Here is a 26,254-nt window from a genome sequence, read left to right on the forward strand (position 1 = left end):
CGATCGGCTGGCGGCCTCGCATTTCCAGGGCCGGCGGCCTTACGCGGCCTTGTTCAGCAGGCTGGCCCGGCGGCTGTAGGCCAGGTAGATCACCAGGCCGATCACGTGCCAGATGGCGAAGTTGCGCAGCGTGGTGCCCGGCAGGGAGTACAGGAAGTAAAGGCAGCCGATGACCGCCAGCGGGGCCACCACCCACACGGCGGGGCAGCGGAACAGGCGCGGCAGATCCGGCTTGGTCACGCGCAAGACCATGACGCAGACCGAGACGGAGATGAAGGCCGCCAGCGTGCCGGCGTTCGACAGCTCCGCGATGGTGGCCAGCGGCAGGAACCCGCCGAACAGGGCCACGAACAGGCCGACCAGCAGGGTCACCTTGACGGGCGAGCGGCGGTCAGGGCCCAGGTCGCTGAGCGTGCGCGGCAGCAGGCCGTCGCGCGACATGACGAAGAACACGCGGGTCTGGCCGAACATCATCACCAGGATGACGCTGGGCAGGGCCACGATGGCGGCGGCCCCTATGGCCCAGGCGGCGCCGGGATGGTTCAGGCTGCGCAGGATGAAGGCCAGCGGCTCGCCACTGGCGGCGAATTCGGCGAAGGGCCAGGCGCCCACGGCGCAGGCGGCCACGATCATATAGATGATGGTGGAGATGACCATGGAGCCCAGGATGCCGATGGTCAGGTCGCGGCCGGGGTTCTTCACCTCTTCCGCCGAGGTCGACACGGCGTCGAAGCCGAAGAAGGCGAAGAAGACGATGGCCGCCGCCGCCATCACGCCGCGCACGTGGCCGGCATCGTCCATGTGCGAGACGAAGCCGTAGGGCATGAACGGGGTGAAGTTTTCCGGCACCAGGCTGAACACCGTCAGGCCGACGAACACCGCCAGGGCGATGATCTTGATGGCGACCAGCGCGATGTTGACCGTAGCGCTTTCCTTCGCACCCTTGGCCAGCAGGGCCGTGACCAGCGCGGTGATGACGATGGCCGGCAGGTTGACGATGCCACCGGCATAGGGTCCGGCGATGAGTTCCTTGGGCAAATGGATGCCCATGCTTTCCAGCAGACCGACCATGTAGCCGGACCAGCCCACCGCCACGGCGCTGCAGGTGACGGCATACTCCAGCACCAGGGACCAGCCGATGATCCAGGCCAGCCCCTCCCCCAGCACCGAGTAGGTGTAGGTGTAGGCGCTGCCGGCCGCCGGCATCATGGTGGCCATTTCGGCGTAGGTCAGGGCCGCGAAGGCGCAGAGGATACCGCAGGCGGCGAAGGCCAGAATGACGGCGGGGCCGGCGCGCTCCGCACCGATGCCGGTCAGGGTGTAGATGCCCGTGCCGATGATGCCGCCAATGCCCAGGGCCACCAGGTGCGGCCAGCTCAAAGTCTTGCGCAACTGCCGGCTTTGGTCCACGTGCGCCAAAGCGTCCAACGCCTTACGGCGCGTCCAGAACGTCATAAAGCAGTCCCCATCTAGAACGTGTTTTAGCCCCCTGCCGTCAACAGCCCGCCCCCTTGCCCTGGGGCTGGCGTCTATTGACCGGAAGCTGTTTGGACACCGATCAGCGCGGGCGTCAACATCTTAACTGCCCTAGCCGTTTCAAACGACATTTTGTGGCGCGGAAGGCCCGCTTTCCAACAAAAAACCCCGCCCGGGATCACCCGGGCGGGGATATCTCCGTTCCAGGCCCAGGCCTTAGAACTCCACCGTCGCACCGACGAAGATGGTGCGGCCCAGCGGGTCGTAGACACCGGGGTAGGTGTTGCCGTTGCCGAAGCTGCTGAGCAGGCTGGACGCAATGGCCGGCGGGTCGCGGTCGAGGATGTTGTTCACACCCGCGCGCAGCGACAGGTAGTCGGTCATCTTGTAGGTCATCGCCAGGTCGAAGTAGCTGTACGATGGCAGCTTGGCGTTGATGCCCACAAAGTCGGAGGCCAGGAAGTCGTTGCTGGTGTTGCTGGACAGCGACGTCGGGCCGATGAAGCGCCAGTTCACGGACACCGTGGCCGGGACCCAGGGGCTGGACCAGGTGGTGCGCAACTGGTGGCGCCACCGCGGGTTGGGCTGGCCGCAGGTCGGCCCGAACAGGCCGGTGCAGTCATAGGTGCCCAGGCTGGGCAACGGCTGGGTCTCGCGGGTCAGCAGGACGCTGCCTGTCAGGTTGAAGTCCAGGTCGCCCCAGTTGCGGTTGATGACGTCGTCCAGCGCCAGCTTGTAGGACATGTCGATGTCCACGCCCGAGGTCTGCAGGTGACCGGTGTTCTGGTTGCCGGCGATGATGTAGCCGTCGGTACCGAACAGCACACCCGAACCCTTGGCACGGTGGAACAGGCCGCAGAAGTACGGGTTGGCGGTCTGGACGCACTGGTTGATGACGGTCTGGGCGTCCAGCGCCGAGATGTAGCCGTCAACCTTGATGGTGTAATAGTCCAGCGTGGCGGAGAAGTTGGGAATGAAGGTGGGGGTCAGCACCACGCCGGCGGTGAAGGTGTCCGCCGTTTCCGGCTTCAACGCGCTGTTGCCGCCACCCTGGGTGACGCAGACGGCCGAGGGGCAGTCGGCGATGTGGCCGTACTGGGCCGAGGTGACGCCGGTCAGGGCGCACTGGGCCGCCGATGCCGTCGGGCTGGAGCCGGAGCAGGGATCCACCGCCGCGACGTTGCCCAGCGTGGTCGGCGCGAACAGTTCGGAGATGCTGGCGGCGCGGACGGCGCGGTTGTAGCTGCCGCGGAAGCGGACATCGCTGACCGGAGCGTACTGCAACTCGAACTTGTAGGTGCTGACGCCGCCGTCCAGGTAGTCGTACTTGGAGTAGCGGTAGCCGGTGTTGAACAGCAGTTCCTCGACCAGGGGCTTGTCCTGGATGATGGGGAACTGCAGTTCGCCGTAGCCTTCGTCCACGCTCAGGCTGCCGTGCGACGGCAGGGTGCCGTTGGCCTGGGCCACCTGGTCCGCCTCGAACAGGAGCGTTTCCTCGCGGTGTTCATAACCCAGCGCGATGGCCGCCCCCTTCTTGGCCCACGGGCTCTTGATCCCGTACTGCTCCAGATCGCCGTTGATGGACAGGCTGCCCACCTTCTCCGTCTGGGCGCCGTGGGTGTGGCTGGGCGAATAGAGGTAGGTGTAACCGGCCTGGCTGATGCCGTTGTACTGGAAGACGTTGATGGGCACGCAGGTCGGGTCGGTACCGTCGATCACCGACCTGCAGGTGGGCACGCCGTTCACGTTGACAACCTCCAGGGCGCGCTGCGCCTTGGTGTTGTCGACGTTGTTCATATAGGTCTCGTTCAGGATGGCCTTGGACCACAGGAAGTTGGCGTCGTAGCTCCAACCATCCCAGACTTCGCCGCGGAAGCCGCCGGTGAAGCGGTAGTCGATGTGGCGCAGGTCGTCGCGGCGCGGCTGGCTGCCGGGGCCGGTCAGGCGGTAGCCGATGAAGGTCTGCGCGTCGGCGTTGGTGCCGGCGTCGGCGCCGCACAGCGTGGACGCCTGGGCCGACGACATCAGCGGGTTGTTGCAGTTGATGTTGAACGTCGTGCCCTGGAACAGGGCGGACGGCGCCGCCTGCGAGAAGCTGTGGTCGTTCATGTACATGAAGTTGCCGTAGACTTCGATTTCCTTGGCAAATTCATAGTGGGCGGCCAGGCCGGCCGTCTCGCGCTTGTCCGTGCGCTGGATGTAGTTGGTCGGCGTGTAGTTGTAGGCGAAGCTGCTGTTGTACGGCACCCAGGTCTTGCTGCCGTCCTTGGCGTTCACCAGGGTGGTGTTCGCGTTGGGGCCGCTCAGCGGATAGAACAGGCCATAGGCGTTGTTGCTGGAGCCGCCGCAGATGAAGGTGTTGGCGTCCTTCAGGTTCAGGTCGCAGTTGGAATAGTCGCGCTTATCCTGGGTGACCGGCATGGAATAGTGATAGCCGGCGAACAGGGTGACATTGCCCTTCTTGCCGTCGAAGTTGGTGCCGGCGGCGACGCTGACGTCCTTCTTGATGCCATCCCACACCTCACTGGGCGCGGTGGCGAAGTTCTTGGCCTGGCTGAGGGACCGCAGGGCGGTATTGCCGTTGTCATGCTGCGCGATGCTGTACTGTACGTCGGCGCGCACGCCGTCCAGATTCTTGCGCAGGATGAAGTTCACGACACCCGACACGGCGTCGGAGCCATAAACGGCCGAGGCGCCGCCCGAGACCACGTCCACCCGGTCCACCATCGCGGTGGGGATGAAGTTGATGTCGGCGGTTTCCGGCGGCAGCATGCGCTGGCCGTCGATCAGCACCAGGTTACGGTTGGAACCCAGGTTGCGCAGGTTGACGCGCGAGGTGCCGTCGGCACCGTTGGACACGTTGTCGTTGGCGTCCGCCGTCACCTGCGGCAGGCGGTTCAGGGCGTCCACCATGTTGGTCGTGCCCTGATACTGCAGGTCCTGTGATCCCACCGTGGTCAGGGGGCTGGCCGTCGTCAGGTTCGCCTGCTTGATGCGCGAACCCGTGATGACGATTTCCTGCAGATCATCGACGGATTGGGCCAGCGCCTGGCCACCCGCCATCAATGCCACCATGGCGGCCCCCGCCGCCAGGACCGACGCGCGGCCCGAGCGGAGCACCGACCCGGGGGCGGACTTCGCATGAATCTTTTGCATTCTTATCTCCCAGACCGCGCACCCCCGTTAGTGCGCGCTGGACAACCGTCCCGCAAATGCCACGAACCTGTCAAATATCTTATATCGTATATCGTATGATTTATTCGAAAGTGTGTCGCCGACGCATCAGCGGCGACCAAACTTTGCGTAGCTTCAAATAGTTAACTCGCATCACGACAGACAGACGCCAAAAGCCGCCCTCCCCCGGTGGGGAGGGCGGTTGCAAAGGCGTCGCCGTTAAAAACCACCCATCCGGAATAGGATGGGCGCTGGTGCGCGACCCGTGGCGCTTACAGCGCCGTCACGGTCACCGCTTCCGCGTCCTTCACCGCCAGCGGGTTGCGCAGCGGCAGCCCGAAGGGTGCGGCTTCCACCTCGAACCGGTCGCCCGGCCGGGTGGTGAACCCGTCGCTGAACGACAGGGTGGCGGTACCGAAATAATGCGCATGGGCGTCGCCGGGGCGGCGGAAGCCGGCGTATTTGAAGTGGTGGTGTTCCAGGTTGGCCAGGCTGTGGCACATGTTGGCCTCACCCGACAGGAAGGGCTTTTCCCACGCGACCTGGCCGTCGCGGACGATGCGCGTCGTCCCCCGGATGTCGGCCGGCAGCGGCCCCACCAGCAGCTCCGGCCCGAAGGAACAGGGGCGCAGCTTGGAATGCGCCAGGTAGAGATAGTTCTGCCGCTCCGTCACATGGTCGGAGAATTCGTTGCCCAGGGCGTGGCCCAGGCGGAAGGGCGTGCCGTCGGGACCGATGACGTAGAGGCCCACGATCTCCGGCTCCTCCCCGCCATCCAGGGCGAAGGCGGGGGAGGCCAGCGGCGCCTCGGGCGCCGTGACGATGCCGCCATCCCCCTTGAAGAACCATTCCGGCTGCGCGCCCACCTGTCCGGCGGCCGGCTTGCCGCCCTCCAGACCCAGGCGGAACATGCGCATCGAGTCGGTCTGCTTGGCGGGATCGGCCAGATCCTTGTGCATCTTGTCCCGGCCCTCCGCCGACCCAAGGTGGGTCAGGCCCGTGCCGGTGACCAGCAGGTGGGCGGTATCGGGATGGTCCAGCGGCACCAGCAGGCGACCCTCAGCCACCAGCGCGGCCAGGTCCACGGGGCCACCCACGCCCGCCGCCTCGACCACCGCCGCCAGGCCCGTGCCGGCGGCGATGGCCCGCTGCGCCAGCTCATAAACGCTGGCGACATCCGGCACCGTGCGCGCCGGACCATCATCGTGGCGGGCGGCGACGGCACGGGCGCCCGTGCCGTCGACATATTGGAGGAGACGCAGGACCATGGGTGTTTCCCTGACGATTGTTTTGCGTGACTGTGGGTCCGCCCGGCCGGGATGACGGCACCAGAGGGCTAGACGTGCTCATTTAATAATACTATTTCTGTCTAGTCCAAGCCCTTTTCAGGGGCAAGCGACTTCGTCACACGGGGACGACGTCCAGGGATGCAAAGGGGCTTGAGTAGCCTCCATAAATAATATCATATGACCCATAACAAACGGCCGCCATCTCCTGGATAAGGATAGCCGGCGGACGGCCCCGACGGGGTGAACATGACACAGGGATGGATATGAAAACGCTGCTGGGAAGCCGGAAAATCTCTCGCCAGGGTCTGGCGCGTCGGATGCTGGGTATCGGGACGGCGGTGCTGCTGGGCAGCCTGGCGGCCGGATGCGACAGCGGCGACAAGAAGGGCCTGACCGTGGGCTTTTCCCAGATCGGGTCGGAATCCGGCTGGCGCGCCGCGGAGACCAAGCTGGCCCGCCAGGGCGCGGAGCAGCGGGGCATCACCCTGAAATTCTCCGACGCGCAGCAGCGCCAGGAAAACCAGATCAAGGCCGTGCGGTCCTTCATCGCGCAGGGCGTGGACGCCATCCTGCTGGCCCCCGTGGTCTCCAGCGGTTGGGATGAGGTGCTGGGCGAGGCCAAGGCCGCCAACATCCCCGTCATCCTGCTGGACCGGCAGATCGACACGCCCAACGTCGACCTCTATCTGACGGCCGTCACCTCCGACACCATCGAGGAGGGGCGCGTGGCCGGCCGCTGGCTGGCGGGCAAGGTGCAGGGCCGCGACTGCCGCATCGTGGAAATCCAGGGCACGGTGGGCGCCAGCCTGGTGGCCAACCGCAAGAAGGGCTTCGAGGAGGCCATCGCCACCGCCCCCAACCTGCACCTGGTGCGCACCCAGTCGGGCGAGTTCACCCGTGCCAAGGGCAAGGAGGTCATGGAGGGCTTCCTGAAGGCCGAGGCGCCGGGCAGCATCTGCGCCGTCTATTCCCACAACGACGACATGATGATCGGCGCCATCCAGGCCATCAAGGAGGCGGGGCTGAAGCCCGGCACCGACATCCTGACCGTCTCCATCGACGGCGTGCCCGACATCTTCAAGGCCATGGCCGACGGCGACGCCAACGCCACGGTGGAACTGGCCCCGGACATGGCGCCGCGCGCCTATGACATCCTGCTGGCCTACCGCAAGGACCACGCCCCGCCGCCCAAGTGGGTGCAGACGCCGTCCAAGCTGTATGAACCCGACACCGCCGCCGCCGAATACGCCCGGCGCAAGGATCTGTACTGATGGCGGTCACCCCACCCCCGGTGGTGCTCGCGGCCCGGGGGTTGACCCGGCAGTACCCTGGGGTGCGCGCGCTGGACGGCGTGGACCTGACCCTGCGGGCGGGCGAAATCCACGCCCTGCTGGGGGAGAACGGCGCCGGCAAGTCCACGCTGATCAACCTGCTGACGGGCGCCCAGCCGCGTGACGGCGGCACCATCACCGTGGACGGCGTGGACATCGACCCGGATGGGCCCGGTGGCGCCGTGCGCGCCGGCATCGCCGCCGTTTATCAGGAGATCACGCTGCTGCCCAACCTGTCGGTGGCGCAGAACCTGTACCTGGGGCGGGAGCCCACGCGCTGGGGGCTGGTGCACCGGTCGCGCATGAATCGGGAGGGCGCGGCCCTGCTGCGCCGCTTCGGCCTCACCATTGACGCCAGCCGGCCGCTGTCCGACTTTTCCACCGCCGTGCAGCAGTTGATCGCCATCGCCCGCGCGGTGGACCTGTCGGCCAAGGTGCTGATCCTGGACGAACCCACCGCCAGCCTGGACACGGCGGAGGTGCAGACCCTGTTCACCCTGCTGCGCAGCCTGCGTGACCAGGGCCTGGCCATCGTCTTCGTCACCCATTTCCTGGACCAGGTCTATGCCCTGACCGACCGCATCACCGTGCTGCGCAACGGCCGGCTGGTGGGGGAGCGGCGAACCGCCGACCTGCCCCGCCTGGACCTGGTGGCCATGATGCTGGGCAAGACGCCCACGGCGGAAAGCCACCTGAGCCGCCGTCCGGCCACGGCCACCCCCGCCGGCGCCCCGCTGGTGCGGGCGGAAGGCCTGGGCCGCCGCCGCCTGGTGGGCGCCTTCGACGCGGAGCTGCACGCCGGCGCCGTGCTGGGCGCCGCGGGCCTGCTGGGCTCCGGCCGCACGGAAACCGCCCTGTTGCTATTCGGGGTGGAGACGGCCGACCAAGGCCAGTTGCTGGTCGACGGCAAGGCCGTCACCCTGCGCAGCCCGCGCGACGCCATCCGCCTGGGCTTCGGTTTCTGTCCGGAGGACCGCAAGTTGGACGGCATCGTCGCCGGCCTCAGCATCCGCGAGAACATCGTGCTGGCCCTGCAGGCCAAGCGCGGCTGGTGGCGACGGCTGTCCACGGCGCAGCAGCACGAACTGGCCGACCGCTACATCAAGCTGCTGGACATCCGCACGCCGGATGCGGAAAAGCCCATCCAGCTGCTGTCGGGCGGCAACCAGCAGAAGGCCTTGCTGGCCCGCTGGCTGGCCACCGAACCCCGCCTGCTGATCCTGGATGAGCCCACGCGCGGCATCGACGTGGGCGCCCATGCCGAGATCGTGCGCCTGCTGGAGGACCTGCGGGACCGAGGCATGGCGCTCTACGTCATCTCCTCGGAAATCGAGGAGGTGGCCGCCTATTCCGACCGCGTGCTGGTCATGCGCGACCGCGCTCCCGCCGGCCTGCTGGAGGGGGAATCCATCACCCCCGCCGCCATCGTCAACGCCATCGCGGCGGACCATCACACCAAGGGTGCGGCATGAACGCCGTGATACAACGCCTGAAGGCGGCGCGGCCGCAACTGGCCCTGCTGGTGCTGGCATTGCTGGTCAATGTCTTCGTGGCACCGGGCTTCCTGGATCTGCGCCTGCAGGACGGCCGGCTGTTCGGCGGCCTGATCGACATCCTGAACCGGGGGGCGCCGGTCATGCTGTTGGCCGTGGGCATGGCCCCGGTCATCGCCACGCGCGGCATCGACCTGTCGGTGGGCGTCATCATGGCGATATCCGGCGCCGTCGCGGCGGCAGGCGTGAACGCGGGGCTGGCCTGGCCCGCCGCCATTCTTGCGGCCCTGGGCACCGGTCTGGCCTGCGGCCTGTGGAATGGCCTGCTGGTCGCGGTGTTCCGCCTGCAGCCCATTGTCGCCACGCTGATCCTGATGGTGGCGGGGCGCGGCATCGCCCAGCTGATCACCGAGGGCCGCATCCTGACCTTCACCGAGCCGCACCTGATCGCCGTGGCCGGCGCGACACTGGCGGCCCTGCCCCTGCCCGTGGTGCTGGCCCTGGCCGCCGCGGGTCTTACCGGCCTGCTGGTGCGGGCGACGGCGCTGGGCCTGTTCGTCGAGGCCGTGGGCACCAATCCGCGCTCAAGCCGCCTGGCCGGCGTCCATACCGGCCTGGTGCTGGGCGCCGTCTACGTCTGGTCCGGGTTGATGGCGGCCCTGGCCGGCCTGATCGCCACCGCCGACATCAAGGGGGCCGACGCCAACAACGCCGGCCTATGGCTGGAGTTGGACGCCATCCTGGCCGTGGTCATCGGCGGCACCAGCCTCTACGGCGGACGGTTCAGCATCGGCCGTTCCGTCCTGGGCGCCCTGGTCTTGCAGGCCATGCGCACCGCCATCCTGCGGGCGGGCCTGCCGCCGGAGCTGAACCTGGTGCTGATGGCGCTGGTGGTGGCTGCCGTGCTGACCCAGCAATCACCCGCCTTCCGGCCAATGGCCACCCGCCTCATGGCCCGCCTCAAGAACAAGGAGGCCCGGGCGTGATGGGCCGGATCGTGAATACGCGTACCCTGCCGCTGCTGGCGACGGTGGTGGTCTTCGTCCTGATCTATGCCGTGTGCGCCGTGCAATATCCGGCCATGCTGGGTCTGCGCGTCATGGGCAACCTGCTGACCGACAACGCCTTCCTGGGCATCCTGGCGGTCGGCATGACCGTGGTGGTCGTGGCGGGCGGCATCGACCTGTCGGTGGGCGCCGTCATGGGGCTGACCACGGTGGCGCTGGCCCGCCTGATCGAGGGCGCCGGCCTGCCCCCGGCGCTGGCCTTCGCCCTGGTGCTGGCGCTGGGCGGCCTGTTCGGCGCCGGCGTGGGGGCCGCCGTCCATTACCTGAAGGCGCCGGCCTTCATCGTCACCCTGACGGCCATGTTCCTGGCCCGGGGCTGCGCCCTGCTGATCAGCACCGATTCCATCCCCATCCACAACGCCGCCTACGACATCCTGGCGGGCGCCGCCCTGGCCCTGCCCGGGGGCGGGCGGCTGACGCTGGTGGCCGGCATCATGCTGCTGACCTTCCTGGCCGGGGGCATCCTGCTGCACGGCACGCGCTTTGGCGCCCAGGTGTTCGCCCTGGGCGGCAACGGCCATTTCGCCCAGCTGATGGGCATCAACACCGGCCGGACCACCATCCTGGTGCATGCCTTCTGCAGCCTGATGGCGGCGCTGGCCGGCATCGTCTTCTCCCTTTATACCCGGTCCGGCTACGCCCTGACGGGCACGGGGGTGGAACTGGACGCCATCGCGGCGGTGGTCATCGGCGGCACGCTGCTGACCGGCGGCGTGGGTGGCGTGGCCGGTTCTTTCATCGGCGTGCTGATCCAGGGGCTGATCCTGACGTGGATCACCTTCGACGGCACACTGTCCAGCTGGTGGACCAAAATCGCCATCGGGGCCCTGCTCTTCCTGTTCATCGCCGTACAGCGCTTGATTTTGGTGGCCTCCGCCCGGTATGGCCGGTCGGGGGCGGGCCCCGCCGCGCCCAACACGCCCAATCAGGCCACGTCGGCCCCCGCCTCCCGTCCCTCCTCCGGCGCCGCCGCGCCGTCCGCCAGCTGAGCCGCCCCCATGACCCTTTCGACCTGGTCATCGCCTGAACGTCCCCTGTCGCACCATGAACAGATCGTGCGCACCCTGGGCATGGAGATCCTGAGCGGCGCCCTGCCCGTGGGCGTGAACCTGCCGCCGGAGCCGGACCTGCTGGTCCGCTTCCAGATTTCGCGCACGGTGTTGCGGGAGGTGATGAAAACGCTGGCGGCCAAGGGGCTGGTCGTCTCCAAGACACGGGTGGGCACCAAGGTGCAGGACCCGACGCATTGGAACTTCTTCGATGCCGACCTTTTGTCCTGGCGCGTAAGCTTGGGCCTGGACGACGCCATGCGCCGCCACCTTTATGAGATGCGCAGCGCGGTGGAGCCGCGCGCGGCCGCCCTGGCGGCCAAGCGCCGCACGCCCGAGCAGTTGGCCGACATGCGCCGCGCCGTCGCCCGCATGGCGGAGCCCGGGCACAACCGCCGCAGCTTCGCCGAAGCGGACCTGGCCTTCCACGTCGCGGTCAGCGCCGCCTCCGGCAACCCCATGATGCGGTCGCTGGCGGCGGTGATCGAAGCGGCGCTGCTGGCCTCGTTCTCACTCTCGTCCCCCGTGGATGAAACCGTCCTGCAGCAGGAGGTGGTCGATAGCCACGCCGCCATCGCCGACGCCATCGAGGCGGGCGACAGCGCGGCCGCCGCGCACGCCATGCTGGCCGTCATCGACTCCGGGTTCGGCCGGCTGGACCTGCCCGACCCCGACGCCGCCTGAAGTTCCCCCGCCTTCCCATTCAACGCCTTGACCGCATTCCTGAAGAAAGCCCCGCAATGACGTCGTCCGATCCTTCCAACGGCAAGCCCAAACTGCGGTCCCGCGCCTGGTTCGACAACCCCGACAATCCGGACATGACGGCGCTGTATCTTGAGCGCTACCTGAACTACGGCCTGACGCTGGATGAGCTGCAGTCGGGCATGCCCATCATCGGCATCGCCCAGACGGGGTCGGACCTCAGCCCCTGCAACCGCCACCACCTGGTGCTGGCCCAGCGCCTGCGCGAGGGCATCCGCCAGGCCGGCGGCATCGCCATCGAATTCCCCGTCCACCCCATCCAGGAAACCGGCAAGCGTCCCACGGCCGGCCTGGATCGCAACCTGGCCTATCTGGGCCTGGTGGAGTTGCTGCACGGCTACCCGCTGGACGGCGTCGTGCTGACCATCGGTTGTGACAAGACCACGCCCGCCTGCCTGATGGCCGCCGCCACGGTCAACATCCCGGCCATCGCCCTGTCCGTCGGCCCCATGCTGAACGGCTGGCACAATGGCGAGCGCACCGGTTCCGGCACCATCGTGTGGAAGGCCCGCCAGATGCTGGCGGCTGGGGAGATCGACCAGCGCAAGTTCATCGAGCTGGTGGCCAGCTCCGCCCCGTCCACCGGCTATTGCAACACCATGGGCACGGCCACCACCATGAACAGCCTGGCCGAGGTGCTGGGCATGCAGTTGCCGGGCTCCGCCGCCATCCCCGCCCCCTACCGCGAGCGCCAGCAGATCGCCTACGAGACGGGCAAGCGCATCGTCGAAATGGTGAACCAGGACCTGAAGCCCTCGGACATCATGACGCGCGAAGCCTTCCTGAACGCCATCGTGGTGAACTCCGCCATCGGCGGTTCCACCAACGCCCCCATCCACCTGGCGGCCATCGCCCGGCACATTGGCGTGGAGCTGGAGCTGCAGGATTGGCAGACCCATGGCCACAAGGTGCCGCTGCTGGTGAACCTGCAGCCGGCGGGCGAGTACCTGGGTGAGGACTATCACCATGCCGGCGGCGTGCCGGCCGTGGTGGCGGAACTGATGAAGCAGGGCCTGATCCACGAAGGCGCCCTGACCGCCAACGGCAAGACCATCGGCGACAACTGCCGTGACGCCGAGATCAAGTTGCCCGACGTCATCCGTCCCTTCGACAAGCCCTTGAAGAAGGACGCCGGATTCCTGGTGCTGCGCGGTAACCTGTTCGACAACGCCATCATGAAGACCAGCGTGATCTCTGACGAGTTCCGCGACCGCTACCTGTCCAACCCCGACGACCCCGACGCCTTCGAGGGCCGGGCCGTGGTGTTCGACGGGCCGGAGGATTACCACCACCGCATCGACGACCCCGCGCTGGGCATCGACGCCCACACCCTGCTGTTCATGCGCGGCGCCGGCCCGGTGGGTTATCCCGGCGCGGCCGAGGTGGTGAACATGCGGCCGCCCGCCTACCTGATCAAGCAGGGTATCACCGCCCTGCCCTGCATCGGCGACGGCCGGCAGTCCGGCACCTCCGGCTCCCCCTCCATCCTGAACGCCTCGCCGGAGGCCGCGGCCGGCGGCACCATCGCCCTGCTGCGGACGGGCGACCGGGTGCGCATCGACCTTAAGGCCGGCACCGCCAACATCCTGATCAGCGACGCCGAACTGGCCGCCCGCCGCCAGGCCTTGGAGGCCGCCGGCGGCTACCAGTACCCGGCCAGCCAGACGCCCTGGCAGGAGATCCAGCGCGGCATGGTCGGCCAGCTGGGCGACGGCGCCGTGCTGGAACCGGCGGTGAAGTACCAGCGCGTGGCCCAGACCAACGGCATCCCGCGCGACAATCACTGAGGCGCGGATTGAGAGATTGAGACAAAGGCGGCGGTGCTGGCATGGCACCGCCGCCTTTTCTTATGGGCGATTGATCATTCCAGCCTGAGCGACCCCGCTCAGTCGTGGAACTCTTCCACCAGCACGCGGTGACCGCAGAGGAAGGCGTCCGCCACATGGCTGAGCGGGGCCAGGTCCACGTCCACTTGGCGGTCACGGACCAAACGGCTGAACAGGGCGTAGAGGTTGGCGTACTCCGCCTCCGGCTCTTCCAGATGGGCCACGCCGTCGATGCTCATGGCGGCGCCGCCACGGTTCAGCGCCAGGGTGCCGTCCGTGGTCTCCACCACGATGTCCCAGCTTTGCGGGCCGGTCTGGCGCCAGTCGAACTCCGCCCGCACCGGCACGCCGGACAGGTCCTGGAAGTCCAGCTGGGCGGCGATGGGGGCCTGGCGATTGGCCGGGAATTCCAGCGTGGCGGCCTTCAGCACCAGGGGACGGGGCAGAATGTGGGTGATGATGGACAGGGCGTTGATGCCGGGATCGAACACGCCCAGGCCGCCCGGCTGCCAGATCCACTCCTGGCCCGGGTGCCAATGGCGCACATCTTCCTTCCACGACACCGACACCGATTTCAGCGTGCGGCCCGCCAGCCAGGCGCGGGCCGGTTCCACGGCCGGGGCGTAGCGGGAATGCCAGGTGGCCAGCAGGGCCAGGCCCTTGTCTTTGGCCAAGCCCACCAGGTCGTGCACCTCGGCCAGGGTGGCGCCCGGCGGCTTTTCCAGCAGCACGTGGACGCCGCGCTCCAGCGCGTGGCGGGCCAGGGCGTGGCGCCCCTGCGGCGGGGTGCAGAGGGCGACGGCTTCGATCTCGGGCCGGGCGTCCAGCAGGGCGTCCAGGCTGCCGTAGCTGTCCACGCCGTCCAGCGTCGCGTTGCGGCTGGCCACGGCCACCAGTTCATAGTCCGGATTGGCGGCGATGACGGGCAGGTGCTGGTCGCGGGCGATCTTGCCCACGCCCACCAGGCCGATCTTGATCGGTGACATGCGCTCTGGTGACATGCGCTCTCGGGGCTCCCCTGTTTTTTATGAGGAAGGGGCGGGCCGCGTTTCCCGGCCCGCCCCCAGCGGCGACTTACTTGGCGGCCTGCACCACACCATCGACGCGGCGGTTCAGGCCCAGCGGATTGCCATGCTTCACCGCCGCCGGCAGCAGCGCGTCCGGCAGGTCCTGGTAGCAGACCGGGCGCAGGAAGCGGTCGATGGCCAGCGTACCCACCGAGGTGGAGCGGGCGTCGGACGTGGCCGGGTACGGGCCGCCATGCACCATGGAATGGCAGACCTCGACACCCGTCGGCCAGGCGTTGGCCAGGATGCGGCCGACGCGGCGTTCCAGCGTGGGCAGCAGGGCGGCGGCGGCGTCATGGTCCGCTTCGTCCAGGTGCAGGGTGGCGGTCAGCTGGCCTTCCAGGCCCTCCAGCACCGCCTTCACCGCGTCGATGTCCGGGCAGCGGACGATGACGGAGGACGAGCCGAAGACTTCGTGCGCCAGGGCCGGGTCGGCCAGGAAGTCGGCCGCCGTCACGCTGAACAGCACACCGGAGCAGGTGTTGCCCTCACCCTCGGCCGCCTGGGCCAGGATGGTGGTGCTGGGGCTGTCGGCCAGGGCCTTCACGCCCTGCTTGTAGGCCTTGGCGATGCCGGGGGTCAGCATGACCAGGGGCGTGGTCTTGGCCACGGCCTCGGTGGCGGCGGCGATGAAGCGCTCCAGATCCGGGCTTTCGACGGCGATGATCAGGCCCGGGTTGGTGCAGAACTGGCCGGCACCCATGGTGAGCGAGCCGACAAAAGCCTGGCCCAGGGCCTCGGCACGCGCCTTCAGGGCGGCCGGCATCAGCAGCACGGGGTTGATGCTGCTCATTTCCGCGTAGACGGGGATGGGCTCCGGACGGCTCTGGGCGATGCGCACCAGGGCCAGGCCGCCGGCGCGGGAGCCGGTGAAGCCCACGGCCTTGATGCGCGGGTCGGCGACCAGGGCGCCGCCCAGCTCGTTGGTGGTGCCGCTCAGCAGGCTGAACACGCCCTCGGGCAGGCCCAGTTCCTTGACGGCGGCGGCGATGGCCTCACCCACCATCTCGCTGGCACCGGGGTGGGCGGGATGGCCCTTCACCACCACCGGGCAGCCGGCGGCCAGGGCCGAGGCGGTGTCGCCACCAGCGACGGAGAAGGCCAGGGGGAAATTGCTGGCGCCGAACACGGCCACCGGGCCCACCGCGATGTGGCGCAGGCGCAGGTCGGCGCGGGGCAGCGGCTGGCGCTCCGGCATGGCCGGGTCGACGCGCACGCCCAGCCAGTCACCCTGGCGCACCACACTGGCGAACAGGCGCAATTGGCCCATGGTACGCCCCCGCTCGCCTTCTAGGCGCGCGCGCGGCAGGCCGCTTTCCTGGCCGACACGCTCCAGCAGGGCGTCGCCCAGGGCCAGGATGTTGTCGGCGATCTTTTCCAGCAGGCTGGCGCGCAGCTCCAGGCTGGTTTCGCGGAAGGTGTCGAAGGCGTCCCAGGCCAGCGCGCAGGCCTGGGCCACATGGTCGGGACCACCCTGGGCGAAGGCGGTGTCCAGAGCCCCATTGGTGGCGGGATCGATGGCGGTGAAGGTGGCGTCGGTGGCGACGCGGGCACTGCCGATCAGCAGCTTACCGTGCAAAGACATCTGGTGTTCCTATCCCTCTGGTGGCCCCCCCGACGGGTGGCCTGTTGCCGGGGCGCCGCCCCTTGTTAGCCAAATTTGTACGATAAATCCACACTTCCCCGGCGGACGTGCCTTAAGGCTGGATCATTCGAGGGCGTGCGGCATCGACGGTCGCGATCGGGAATGTAGGCCTGATACCGGTAACATGCAATGGCGGGGCAGCCATGGCGGATGGCCCTTGCCATACCTTGTAGCACAAGGCATGATACCTCGCGTTGCAAGGTATTATTCGGCGCCTGGGCGCCGTCGCTCCCCGGCTCAGGAGACGCGCATGTCCGACCAGTTCCATGCCCTGCGTGAACGCCTGCTGACAGGCGGTGTCGCCCCCCGCCACGTGCGCCGCTATGTCATGGAGCTGCGGGAGCATGCCGCCGACCTGGCGGCGGAGGAAATGGCCACGGGCCTGCCCTTGCGGGAGGCGCAGGCGCTGGCGCTCAAGCGCCTGGGCGGGCAGGAGGTCTTGGCCCAGGCGCTGCTTCAGCGCGGTGAATTCCGGTCCTGGGGCGCCCGCGCGCCGTGGGCGGTTTATGGCATCGCCCCGCTGTTGGGTGTCCTGGCCACCTACGGCCTGGCCTTGGGCACCATCGTCGGCATCCTGGCGGCGCATCGCCCCGCCCCCGGCGCCCACCCCATACTGCCCCCCTGGTTTGGTGTCGCGACCATGACCCTGGGCTATCTGCACAACCTGGTCCTGCCCCTGCTGGTCGGCGGCGCCCTCGCCTGGATGGCCACCCGCCAGCGCATGCCGGCGTTATGGCCCAGCGTCGCGCTGCTGATCGTCGGTATTGTCGGCGGCGCCGGCGTGGCGGAGGTGCAGTTGCCCAAGGTGCCGGATGGTTATGTCGAGCTGGTGGTCGGCTGGTCCTTCATCTGCCCTTACGTGAACCTGGACATAGCACTCAGACACATCGCCGCGATCCTCCTGCTGACCCTGGTGCCCTACCTGGCCTGGCATATCTGGCGCAAGGCCGTTCCCCCCAGCCCCGGCGGCCCGGAGCATGGCCACCTGATCGAGACCTGAGACAAGAGACGTCCCATGGCAGAGAATAATTCCAACTTCATGAGCGGCGTGCCCGAACTGCTGATCCTGCGCCTGGTGCGGGAGAAGGAGATGTACGGTTACGAATTGGTCCAGGCCATCCGGGAGCGCAGCCGCGACGCCATCGCCCTGGGTGAGGGCGTGATCTATCCGGTGCTGCACGCGCTGGAACGCGACGGCGCCCTGTCCTCCAGCCGCAAGACCGTCAACGGCCGCAGCCGCGTCTACTACGCCCTGACCGCCGCCGGGGCCCAGCGCCTGGACGACCTTGCCGGCAACTGGTCGCGCCTGACCGACGCCATCCAGTCCATCTTGGTCGGGGTGCAGCATGCCTGAGATGTTCGGCCCCCTGCGCCACCGGCTGCTGACCGCCGGCATCGCCCCCCGCCACGCCCGCCGCTATGTCGCGGAACTGCGCGACCACGCCGCCGACCTGGCGGACGAGGAACGGGCCGCCGGCCTGGCCCCGGACGAGGCACACAGCCGCGCCCTGGCCCGCCTGGGTACGGCCGACGACCTTGTCCGCGCGATGGTCGCGCGCGGCGATTTCCGATCGTGGGGCGCCCGCGCACCCTGGGCGGTCTACGGCCTGGGGTCAATGCTGGGCGTGGCGATGACATACGGGCTGGCCATCGCCGCCGTCGCCGCCATCGTGGAAACGCACCGCCCCACACCGGACGCCCGGCCCGTGCTGCCCGACTGGTTCGACAGCGCCTTCGCCACCATCACCTATGTTCACGGCCTGGTCCTGCCCCTGGCCCTGGCAGCCGTCTTCGCCTGGATGGCCACCCGCCAGCGCATGGCGGCGCTGTGGCCCAGCGTCGCCATGCTGATCGTGGGCATCATCGGCGGCAGCGGCACCCTGGACTTCATCCGGCCGGCCGACCCGCACGGCATCATGGAATTGGAAATCCGTTTCGCCTTGGCCACGCCCTGGCCCGGCCTGAACGACTGCCTGCGGCACATCGCCATCAACCTGCTGCTGACCCTGGCACCCTATATCGCCTGGCATTTCTGGCAAAAGGCGGTGACGGAGTACGCCAGCGACGACGACGCCTTGATACCAAGCTGACCCAAGGGGCGGATCATGACACTGCGATCGATCAAAAGCGCGGGCCGGCTCGCGCTGATCCTGGCGGCCGCCCTGTCGCCGGGTGCCGCCAGGGCGCAGAGCGGCGCCCCGGTGGCGGCCGGCCCGGCCACGAACCCGGGCCAAGACGCGACCATGGGCGCGGATATCATCGTCACCCCCAGCTTCCTGCCCTCGCCGGAAGAGGTGAAGGCCTTCCATGACGAAGAATACGGCCGGCTGAAGGGCATCTACGCCCCCGAGCCGCCGCGCGTCAGCCGGGGCGATCGCCTGACCCGCAACAACACCGCGAACACCGGCACCGTGGCAGGCGCCCAGTCCCTGAACTGCGCCAACGTGGGCGAGTGCCGCGCCGCCTACACCGGCGACAAGTGACGATCAGAGGTTGAAGCAGGCCAGCCCGTAGAAGGCCAGCGCGATGGCCGGGCCGAAGGGCATTTCCGCCGCCTCCTCCCCCCGGTAGCGCCTGGCCAGCCACCACAGCGGATAGAACGCCAGGCCCAGGCCGGCGGAAAGCAGCACCAGCCAGGGCATGCCGGCCGGGCCGATCCACCAGGCGGCGGCCGCGAACAGCTTCACGTCCCCCAGGCCCAGCGCCACCCGGCGCAAACGCCGGCTGAGGACCCAGCGCATCGCCAGCAGCGGCAGGGCGACGAGAACGGCCGCCGCCAAGCCAGGCAACGGCGCCACGGTCCAGCCCGCCAGGCTGCACCCCAGGCCCAACAGGGCCGCCGCCAGGGTCAGGCCATCGGGCAGATAGCGGTGGCGCAGATCGATGACGGCGCCGGCCAGCAGCAAGATGGCCAGCAGGGCCAAGGACGCCGTCTCCGGCCCCCAATCCAGGCGCGCCACCGCCACCATGAAGGCCAGCGCGGCCAGCGCCTCCCCCACCGGATAGGCCATCGGGATGGGGGCGCCACAGCAGCGCGCCCGCCCGCCCAGCGCCAGCCAGGAGAAGACCGGCACCAGGGCCGAGGGCGTCAGCGGCGTGCGACACGCGGGACAGCGCGACCGGCCCGTCACCCACGGCTCATCGCGTGGCAGGCGCCAGGCCAGCGCCATGGCGAAGCTGCCGGCCACCAGGCCCAGCAGGGCGGCGGCCATGAGGGAGAGCGCCGTCCACAGGCTGTCTTCCGCCGCGCCCATCAGGGAACCCCGGCCCGGTCGGTCCCCATACGATCCGTCACGGCGCAGGCGTCGCGGCCGGCCAGGACGGGGCGCTGCCATTCCAGGGTAAGCCAGGGGGACTCGGCATCCGTGCCGGACCCCGCCGCCTGCCGACCCACGCCGCGATACAGCAGCACGCTACGCCGCACCTGGGGCCGCCCCTCCTCCGCCACCGTCACCCGCACCATGCCGCCGGCGACCAGGCCCAGCGGCCCCTCGCCCCGTTCCTCCCCCGCCGCCGGCTTCGCGCCAGGTCGGCGCACCAGGGGCGCCAAGCCATGGAAGGGCCCCCGGGCATAAACCGTGCCCCAGCGGCGCAGGCAGGCGGCGACATCCGGGTCCAAGCCCGGGATGGCATCCAGATCCTCGAGCGACCACAGGGCGCGCACGGGATCAATGGTCAGGTCCAGGCCGTTCGCCCCCGGCGGGTCCATGCCGCGCCAGGCGGCGATGGCATCGGCCGCCTTCAACGCCTGGCCTTCCGAGAAGCCCAGGGTATGGATGGCCTGGGCCAACGCCTTGCGCGACAGGCCATTGAGGTCGATGCGACCGGTTTCCGGCACCACGGTGACGGTCAGCGCCTGGCCGTCCAGCACCAGCCGCCGCGGCGGCGGGATGTCGGCATCCCCTTGCGCCAGCAGGGCGTCCAGCGCCACCCAGGTGGCCGCCGCCGCCCGCTGGTCCTGCCCCGCCGCGATGGAGGCGACGCGCGCCAGCTTGCGCGCCGACAGGCCGTTGCCCATGACGACCAGGCCCACCGCCGTGGCCATGGCCAGCAGAAACAGGACCAGCAACAGGGCGTAGCCGTCCCGCCCGGTCTCCATTTCCCTGGGCATACTCCCAGCCATCATCGACCCGTGGGCGCCGCCGGCTCATAAGACGGCGGCGTGGCCGGCAAGGGCATGGTCTGTACCGGGGGCGGCACCACGGCCGGCGGCGGTGCCGGCGTGCCGCCGGTGGCGCCGGCGAAGATTTCCAGGCGGCTCATGCTGGCGCGCAGGGCGTCCGTCACCTCGCGCGCCCGGGTGGCGTCGCGCACGATGACCGGGCGCAGGAAGACCAGCAGCTCCGTCCGGCCCTTGGTGTGGCCATCGGTGCCGAACAGCTTGCCCAGCACCGGGATGTCGCGCAGGTAGGGTATGCCCGCGCCGTTGCGGCTGGAGGTGTCGCTGATCAGCCCGCCCAGGGCCACCGTCTCCCCATCCTGCACGTTCACCACGCTGGTGATCTTGCGTTGCTGGATGGTGGGGCTGTCGATGCCGGACGTGGTGGTGGTGGTCACGGTGCTGACCTCCTGGTTCACGTCCAGCACCACGGCGCCGCTGCGGTTGATGCGGGGCGTCACCTCCAGGATCACGCCGGTGTCGTGATATTCGACGGAGTTCACCACGGCGCTGTCGCTGGTCAGCGTACTGGTGGCCGACTGCACCACCACCGGCACCTCGTCCCCCACCTGCAGGCGCGCGGTCTCGTTGTTCAGCACCATCAGCCGGGGGGCCGACAGCACCTGCACGTCGGTGACGCTGGACAGGGCGTTCAGCACCACCCGGGTATTGGGGGTCAGGAAGGTGTAGTTGAAGTTGGGGTAGCTGGCCCCCACCGTGGCGCCGTTGGTGTTGGAAAAGCCCGCCGTGCTGCTGCCCCGGTCCAGGAACCACTGAACACCGAAGTTCAGCTGATCGTTCAGCGTCACCTCAGCGATCGTCGCCTCGATCAGCACCTGCTCGCGCGGCGCGTCCAGGCGGGTCAGCACCTGTTCCAGCAGGGCATACTGCGCGCCTGAGCCGAAGATCAGCAGGGCGTTGCGCCGTTCATCCGCCACCACACGCACGCCCTTCAGTTCCGACAGCCCATCCTCGTCCCCTCCGCCCTCACCCGCGGCGCCGGGCAGGGTGGCCCCGCTGGCCACGGGGCTGGGCGGCGCGCTGGCGGCGGAACCGGAAGCGCCCGTGGCGGCGCTGCCGCTGGGCGGGCTGGCGCTGGCGCCGGTGGACAGGCCCCCCCGGCTGGCGGTCATCGCCGTGGTCGTCGTCGTGGACCGGCCGCCGGCCCGCCCCCGGCCCTGCTGCTCCGCCGCCTGCTGCTGCTCGGCGCCGGCGCGGCCCACCAGCCGGTTCAGGGCGTTGGCCAGTTCCACGGCGGAGCCGTTCTGCACCTCATAGAAATGCACGACCTTGCCGCCGTCGGGGCCGGGCCGGTCCAGCCGGTCGATCCAGGTGCCCACGGTGGGCAGCAGCTCAGGCCGCTTGGCCACCACCAGCAGGGCGTTCAGCCGGTTGATGGGCACGAAATCGATCATGCCCTGCAAGGGCCCCCCGTCCAGTTGCAGCACGCGGCGCAACTCAGCCTCCAGCCGGGCCGGTTCCACCGATTGCAGGGTATGGAGGGAGAAGGACAGGCCGGCCAGCCAGTCGACGTCGAAACTGGCGACCAGTTGGGTGAAGGACTCGATCTCATGCGCCGTGCCGTTGACGATGAAGATGTTGCGGCCGGCGTCCGCCAGCTGGATGAAGCCCTGGCGGGTCAGGGGGTGGACGATCTTGTCCAGTTCCGCCACGGAGACATGGCGGATGGGCACGATGGCGGTGCTGAAGCCCGCCGTGCGCTCCGCCGCCGAGGGGGTCTGCACCGGCGCCTGGCCGGCGGCGTCGGCCGCCGGCACCACCTGGTAGAAACCATCGCCGCCGATGATGGCGAAGCCCTGGGTGCGCAGGGCCGCGTCCACCGCCGCCAGCGCCTGCCCCCTCGCCAGCGGCCGGGTGGTACGGATGGTCACCTGGCCCTGCACCTTGGGATCGATGGTGTAGTTCAGGCCCAGCATGCCGCCCAGCACGGCGTCCAGGACCGAGCGGACATCGGCGTTGACGAAGTTCATCTCCACCGGCTCGCCCGCGTCCGCGCCGGCCGGGGTCACGCCCGACACCGGCCGGGTCTGGCGCACCAGCTGCCCCGTGCCGGTCACCGTCTGCGCCGCCGCACGCGGCGGCGGGGCGCTGGGGCCGATGACGCTGCTGACCGGGGCGGTGGCGGCGGGCGGGGAGGAGGGCAAGGGCGTGCCCGGCCCGCGTGTCACGGTGCTTTCCGAACAGCCGAACAAGGCCAGGCACGCGGCGAACAGCAGGCGGGGCGGAGCACTGGGTCGGACTGGGTTCATGGCTGCTGCCTGGGCGTGCGGGAGGGCGGATGGCTGGGCTGGGCATCCAACTGCTGGGGATCGGGCGGCGGCGGATTGGCGGCGGCGGGACCGGTCGCCGGCGGCGGCGCCCCGGAAGGCTTGGCTGAGGGCGCCGTCGGCCCCGGCGGCGCCCCGGATGGCGGCGGCGCGCCGGTGGTAGGGGGCGTAGCGGGGGCAGAGGGCGCGGCGGGGGTGCCGGACGTGGGGGTAGGGGTGGGCGTGGACGCGGGTGCCGCCGGGGGGGCGATGGGCGCGCCTGCCGTGGGCGGCGGCGGCAGGACCAGGGGATAGTCGCGCACGGTCGCCCCCCGGCGCAGGCGCAGGGTGGCGCGGCCGATGGCCGCCACCGTCCAGCCCTGAAGGTCATCGCCCAGGCGCACGCTGAACGGCTTTTGCGTCTTGCGGTCCAGGCCGGTGGCGGCCCCGCCCGCGGCGCCGGTGACGACGCCCGTCACCTGCAGGTCCGGCTCATCCGGCGCCACCGCCCCCCCTCCCTTCGGGGGGGGCCGCCGGTCGGGCGTGAACAGGGGGCGCCGCGCCGCCTCTCCCGGCTCAGCGGAGAGGCCCATGGCGGTGGGGCCGGCCAGCGCCGGAACCGCCGGCAACGGCGCGCGGGCCCGCACCGGCTGGTCCGACGCATCGACGGCCACCACCAGCGCCAGGCCGGCGCCAACCGCCAGGCCGGTCGCCGCCAGCATCAGCGCGGGCCGGTCAAGAGGCGGCCAGGTCGGCATAGACGTCGATCTCCAGCTCCAGGGTCACGGGACGGTCCTCGCCCGGCGCGGGGCCATGCGCCGCCCGGCCGAAACTGGGCCCGGCCGCCGCCGGTTCCGTCGCGTCGGCATGCACATGCACGGATCGCAGCAGCAAGCGGGGGCGCACGCCGTCCAGCGCCGCCACGGCGTTGGTCACGGCCACGGCGTCTCCCTCCGCCGCCACGGACAGGTGAATGCGGCGATAGGCGCCGCGGCCCGCGTCCGATCGCGCCGTCAGGGCGCGGACGGTGACGCCGGCCTGCCGCAGGGCGCCGCGAATGTCACCTTCGGCATCGGCCTGCACCGCCGCCACATCCGCGCCCCTGCGCAGCAGGGTGTGTGTCCCCAGCGCCTGGTCGAACAGGGCCGCCCGGCGGCTGAGGTCATCACGCTGGCTCAGCAGGGCGCGAGCGCCTTCCAGCTGATCCAGGCGGGCGACGCGGCGGGTGGCAGCCTCCTGCACCCCATCCACCAGGGGCGCCAGGTAGAGGTAGGGCGGCAGCGCCAGCAGGCACAGGGCGATGGCCAGCACAAACAGGGGGCGGGGGGCGGCGGCGGCCATCTCAGGGCCTCCCCACGGCGAGGCTGGTCGTCAGCGTGAAGTCGCGCACCGGGCCGCCGGACTGGCCGGCCACGGGCGCGGCCGGCGGGGCGGCATCGGCGGGGTCGGCGAAATGCGGATCGGTGAAGGGGCCGGCCGCCCGGACGCGGGCCAGCACGTCGGGCAGGTCGGATGCCCGGCCCTGCAGGGTCACCGCCTGGGGCGTCAGCGTCACGTCCTTCAGCCAGACGCTGTCGGGCAGGGCCAGCGCCAACTCGTCCAGCACTTGGCCCCGGCCCGGCTGGGCCAGCAGCACGGCGGTCGCGGGGGCGTCGGGGCTGAGGAACAGGATGCGGTCGCGCAGGTCCTGCGCGGCCCGCGCTTCCTTGGCCACCGCCGCCAGCTTCTGCTCCACGTTGGCGGTCTGCTGGTCCAGGATCCAGATGGCGACCGCGAAGGGAATGGGCAGGGCCAGCCAGAACAGGCCGGCGACCATGGCCATCCCCAAGGCCCGCCGGCGCACACGCAGGGTATTGAAGCGGAGGAATTCCGGCGCCCGTCCGCCGGCCACCGACGCGGTGACACCGGCCAAGGTCAGGCCCGCCGCCACCGCTGAGGCCAGCGCCGCCGACAGCACCGTCCGCCGCACCATGTAGACGCGGGCAATATAGGCGGATGCGGTCCCGCCCCCGTCGCCTGGCGGCACCATCACCACGTCCCAGGCCAGCAGATCGGGGCGCAAGGGCATGAAGCGATGGGCCTGCATCTCAACGAAGCCGCGCGCGTCGACGACGGCACCGCCCAGCCCGCCTTTGGGCAAGGGCACGTCCACCGTGTGCACGTCCGACGGATCCAGGACCAGGCGCACGGGAGAGTGCCCCGCCGGCGCGGTCACGCCGGCGCCGCCGGGCGGCACGAACACGACCGGCACCTCCAGCCCCAGCGGCTGGCGCCAGCGGCGCGGCAAGGCCGCGACGACACCGTCGGCCAATCCGTCCATGGCCAGCACGGCCAGGCGTTTCAGGCGGCTGGCCAGGGTGGGCATCTAGGCCCCCCCGGGGCGGCAGCCGCCCTGCACGGGATCGTAGGCGCACAGCACCCCACCCCGCACCAGCGGAGCGGCGATCATGGGCGGCCAGGGCGCTTCCCCCCCCGCCAGCGCCACGTCCAGCCGCACCAGGGCCGGGGCCCGGGTGGCATCCGTCCAACGGTCGGTCCAGGCGTGGGCCTGCGCATCGAAATAGGACCAGGCGATGCGGGTCGCGCCGCCGACCAGCACGCCGTCGCCCGGCGGCGGGCCGTCAGGGCGCAGGGGCGCCACCCGCAGGCGCAGGGCCAGATGGCCGGCCGGCCCCTCCACCGTCAGGGCGATGCGGTAGAGACCGCCCCGGCCCAAGCCGGCGGGCAGGGGCGCCAGCACGTCGAAATGCCGGGCATCGCGTTCCAGTGGCGGCATGTCCGCCCCGGCCGCGCCCAGGTCGCCAGGCGTCAGGGCGTTGGTCACCAGGAAGCGGGTGAAGTCATGCACCCGGCCCAGGTCGGCGGCGGCGCGCTGCAGGGCGCCGCTACGGTCGGCCATGCGGTTCATCAGGGGCAGGAGGCCCACGGCCGCCACAGCCAGCATGCCCAGCAGGGCCAAGGCCACCAGCGCCTCCACCAGGGTCATGCCCTGGCGGCCGTTGGGGCGGCCGTTGGGGCGGCCGTTGAAGCAGCCGCTGGGGATATTTAGGATCGGGCGGGCCGTCGCCGTCATCGCGTGTCGTCCACCACGGCCCGGCTGGTGACGACCGCCAATACGGGCCCCTCCGTTCCCCGCGCCGTCCCAGGCGCGCCGGTGATTGTGCCTGTAATTGTCTGGGGCGGCGGGGCCATGCCGCGGACTTCTACCCGATAGTCCCGGCCGCCGGTCGGGGAAACGGCCACCGGCACAATTTTGACACGATAGGGCAGGCTCCCTTCCATCCCCTCCAGCGGCACGTCCGTGGGCCGGCCGGCCAGCGGGATGGCCACGCCCGCCTCCGCCGCCACCGACTGGGCCAGGCGCAGGGCCGCCGTCTCCCCCCACGCCTGTCGCGCCGCCCAGGCGCCGGACCAGGCGGACTGCATCAGCAGCGCCGTGCCCAGGCCGAAGATGGCCAGGGCGATGAGCATTTCCAGCAGGGTGAAGCCGGCGGCATGCGGCCTGGCCTCATGCCGCTGTAGGCCGCGACTGCGGCCGCCGCAGCGTTTTAGGGAGCGTAGCGGACTGAAACGCGGGGAAGCCGAGCCCGCGGATGCAGGCGCCCGGCGCTTGAGGGCGGCGTTTGAGCGGCGCATGGGCATTCCCGTC

General features: G+C 70.0%; 23 protein-coding genes. 10 read left to right on the top strand and 13 right to left on the bottom strand.

Annotated elements, in window-relative coordinates; all coding sequences use genetic code 11:
• Positions 1 to 39: 39 nt before the first annotated feature.
• The 3 genes from FBZ89_RS04640 to araD1 all read right to left on the bottom strand — a co-directional run bounded on the left by FBZ89_RS04640 (position 40) and on the right by araD1 (position 5,918).
• The gene (locus FBZ89_RS04640) at positions 40 to 1,455 is read right to left on the bottom strand and encodes an amino acid permease (RefSeq protein ID WP_145748836.1); all 1,416 of its coding nucleotides are present in this window, start codon (positions 1,453 to 1,455) and stop codon (positions 40 to 42) included.
• 237 nt (positions 1,456 to 1,692) lie between these two features.
• Entirely contained in the window at positions 1,693 to 4,632 is a 2,940-nt protein-coding gene (locus FBZ89_RS04645) for a TonB-dependent receptor domain-containing protein (protein WP_246172038.1), read from the bottom strand.
• Between the two features lie 290 nt (positions 4,633 to 4,922).
• Complete coding sequence (gene araD1 / locus FBZ89_RS04650) at positions 4,923 to 5,918, bottom strand: AraD1 family protein (RefSeq protein WP_145748838.1); 996 nt, start codon at positions 5,916 to 5,918, stop codon at positions 4,923 to 4,925.
• Positions 5,919 to 6,256: 338 nt separating this feature from the next.
• Between araD1 and ytfQ the strand changes: the two genes are divergently transcribed.
• Genes ytfQ through FBZ89_RS04680 form a run of 6 tightly spaced genes read left to right on the top strand, consistent with a single transcriptional unit; the run spans position 6,257 to position 13,428 of the window.
• Complete coding sequence (gene ytfQ / locus FBZ89_RS04655; RefSeq protein WP_081486693.1) at positions 6,257 to 7,210, top strand: galactofuranose ABC transporter, galactofuranose-binding protein YtfQ; 954 nt, start codon at positions 6,257 to 6,259, stop codon at positions 7,208 to 7,210.
• Positions 7,210 to 8,742 carry a sugar ABC transporter ATP-binding protein gene (locus FBZ89_RS04660; RefSeq protein WP_145748839.1) on the top strand — a complete coding sequence of 511 codons (1,533 nt, stop codon included), beginning with the start codon at positions 7,210 to 7,212 and terminating at the stop codon, positions 8,740 to 8,742. Before ytfQ ends, FBZ89_RS04660 begins: the two co-directional genes overlap by 1 nt.
• A complete protein-coding gene (locus FBZ89_RS04665; protein ID WP_145748840.1) occupies positions 8,739 to 9,749 on the top strand; it encodes an ABC transporter permease in 1,011 nt (336 codons plus the stop codon). The genes FBZ89_RS04660 and FBZ89_RS04665 overlap by 4 nt, the downstream gene beginning before the upstream one ends.
• 11 nt (positions 9,750 to 9,760) lie before the next feature.
• Positions 9,761 to 10,819: a galactofuranose ABC transporter, permease protein YjfF gene (yjfF, locus tag FBZ89_RS04670; RefSeq protein ID WP_145748841.1), complete on the top strand. Its 1,059-nt coding sequence runs from the start codon at positions 9,761 to 9,763 to the stop codon at positions 10,817 to 10,819.
• Between the two features lie 9 nt (positions 10,820 to 10,828).
• Positions 10,829 to 11,563, top strand: a complete 735-nt coding sequence (locus FBZ89_RS04675; RefSeq protein ID WP_145610299.1) for a FadR/GntR family transcriptional regulator — start codon at positions 10,829 to 10,831, stop codon at positions 11,561 to 11,563.
• 56 nt (positions 11,564 to 11,619) lie between these two features.
• On the top strand, positions 11,620 to 13,428 hold the full coding sequence (locus tag FBZ89_RS04680) for an IlvD/Edd family dehydratase (RefSeq protein ID WP_145748842.1): 1,809 nt from the start codon (positions 11,620 to 11,622) through the stop codon (positions 13,426 to 13,428).
• A 98-nt stretch (positions 13,429 to 13,526) separates the two neighbouring features.
• Here FBZ89_RS04680 and FBZ89_RS04685 read toward each other — a convergent pair whose 3' ends face one another.
• On the bottom strand, positions 13,527 to 14,453 hold the full coding sequence (locus FBZ89_RS04685; RefSeq protein WP_145748843.1) for a Gfo/Idh/MocA family protein: 927 nt from the start codon (positions 14,451 to 14,453) through the stop codon (positions 13,527 to 13,529).
• A gap of 88 nt (positions 14,454 to 14,541) precedes the next feature.
• Positions 14,542 to 16,119, bottom strand: coding sequence for an aldehyde dehydrogenase (NADP(+)) (locus FBZ89_RS04690; RefSeq protein ID WP_145748844.1), 1,578 nt, complete (start codon positions 16,117 to 16,119; stop codon positions 14,542 to 14,544).
• A 310-nt stretch (positions 16,120 to 16,429) separates the two neighbouring features.
• Here FBZ89_RS04690 and FBZ89_RS04695 point away from each other — a divergent pair, with 310 nt between their 5' ends.
• Genes FBZ89_RS04695 through FBZ89_RS04710 form a run of 4 tightly spaced genes read left to right on the top strand, consistent with a single transcriptional unit; the run spans position 16,430 to position 18,662 of the window.
• On the top strand, positions 16,430 to 17,179 hold the full coding sequence (locus tag FBZ89_RS04695; protein ID WP_145748845.1) for a hypothetical protein: 750 nt from the start codon (positions 16,430 to 16,432) through the stop codon (positions 17,177 to 17,179).
• A gap of 15 nt (positions 17,180 to 17,194) precedes the next feature.
• Positions 17,195 to 17,533, top strand: a complete 339-nt coding sequence (locus FBZ89_RS04700; RefSeq protein WP_145748846.1) for a PadR family transcriptional regulator — start codon at positions 17,195 to 17,197, stop codon at positions 17,531 to 17,533.
• Positions 17,526 to 18,269: a permease prefix domain 1-containing protein gene (locus FBZ89_RS04705; protein WP_145748847.1), complete on the top strand. Its 744-nt coding sequence runs from the start codon at positions 17,526 to 17,528 to the stop codon at positions 18,267 to 18,269. Before FBZ89_RS04700 ends, FBZ89_RS04705 begins: the two co-directional genes overlap by 8 nt.
• 15 nt (positions 18,270 to 18,284) lie before the next feature.
• Entirely contained in the window at positions 18,285 to 18,662 is a 378-nt protein-coding gene (locus FBZ89_RS04710) for a hypothetical protein (RefSeq protein ID WP_145748848.1), read from the top strand.
• Positions 18,663 to 18,665: 3 nt separating this feature from the next.
• Here the strand turns inward: FBZ89_RS04710 and FBZ89_RS04715 are convergent, their stop codons facing one another.
• From FBZ89_RS04715 to FBZ89_RS04750, 8 genes are read right to left on the bottom strand one after another with little or no spacing between them, the layout of a single operon-like run.
• On the bottom strand, positions 18,666 to 19,433 hold the full coding sequence (locus tag FBZ89_RS04715; RefSeq protein ID WP_186457198.1) for a prepilin peptidase: 768 nt from the start codon (positions 19,431 to 19,433) through the stop codon (positions 18,666 to 18,668).
• Complete coding sequence (locus tag FBZ89_RS04720) at positions 19,433 to 20,290, bottom strand: type II secretion system protein GspK (protein ID WP_186457199.1); 858 nt, start codon at positions 20,288 to 20,290, stop codon at positions 19,433 to 19,435. The genes FBZ89_RS04715 and FBZ89_RS04720 overlap by 1 nt, the downstream gene beginning before the upstream one ends.
• A gap of 11 nt (positions 20,291 to 20,301) precedes the next feature.
• Positions 20,302 to 22,608: a type II secretion system secretin GspD gene (gene gspD, locus FBZ89_RS04725; protein WP_145748851.1), complete on the bottom strand. Its 2,307-nt coding sequence runs from the start codon at positions 22,606 to 22,608 to the stop codon at positions 20,302 to 20,304.
• Positions 22,605 to 23,363 (bottom strand): hypothetical protein, encoded by a 759-nt coding sequence (locus FBZ89_RS04730; protein WP_145748852.1) that lies wholly within the window; start codon positions 23,361 to 23,363, stop codon positions 22,605 to 22,607. The genes gspD and FBZ89_RS04730 overlap by 4 nt, the downstream gene beginning before the upstream one ends.
• A complete protein-coding gene (locus tag FBZ89_RS04735; RefSeq protein WP_145748853.1) occupies positions 23,341 to 23,946 on the bottom strand; it encodes a GspMb/PilO family protein in 606 nt (201 codons plus the stop codon). The genes FBZ89_RS04730 and FBZ89_RS04735 overlap by 23 nt, the downstream gene beginning before the upstream one ends.
• 1 nt (position 23,947) lies before the next feature.
• On the bottom strand, positions 23,948 to 24,970 hold the full coding sequence (locus tag FBZ89_RS04740; protein WP_145748854.1) for a PilN domain-containing protein: 1,023 nt from the start codon (positions 24,968 to 24,970) through the stop codon (positions 23,948 to 23,950).
• Positions 24,971 to 25,678 (bottom strand): prepilin-type N-terminal cleavage/methylation domain-containing protein, encoded by a 708-nt coding sequence (locus tag FBZ89_RS04745; protein ID WP_145748855.1) that lies wholly within the window; start codon positions 25,676 to 25,678, stop codon positions 24,971 to 24,973. It abuts the gene before it with no gap.
• Entirely contained in the window at positions 25,675 to 26,241 is a 567-nt protein-coding gene (locus FBZ89_RS04750) for a type II secretion system protein (RefSeq protein ID WP_186457200.1), read from the bottom strand. The genes FBZ89_RS04745 and FBZ89_RS04750 overlap by 4 nt, the downstream gene beginning before the upstream one ends.
• Positions 26,242 to 26,254 lie beyond the last annotated feature (13 nt).

It is taken from the genome of Nitrospirillum amazonense (assembly GCF_007828045.1).
Classification (GTDB): Bacteria; Pseudomonadota; Alphaproteobacteria; order Azospirillales; family Azospirillaceae; genus Nitrospirillum; species Nitrospirillum amazonense_C.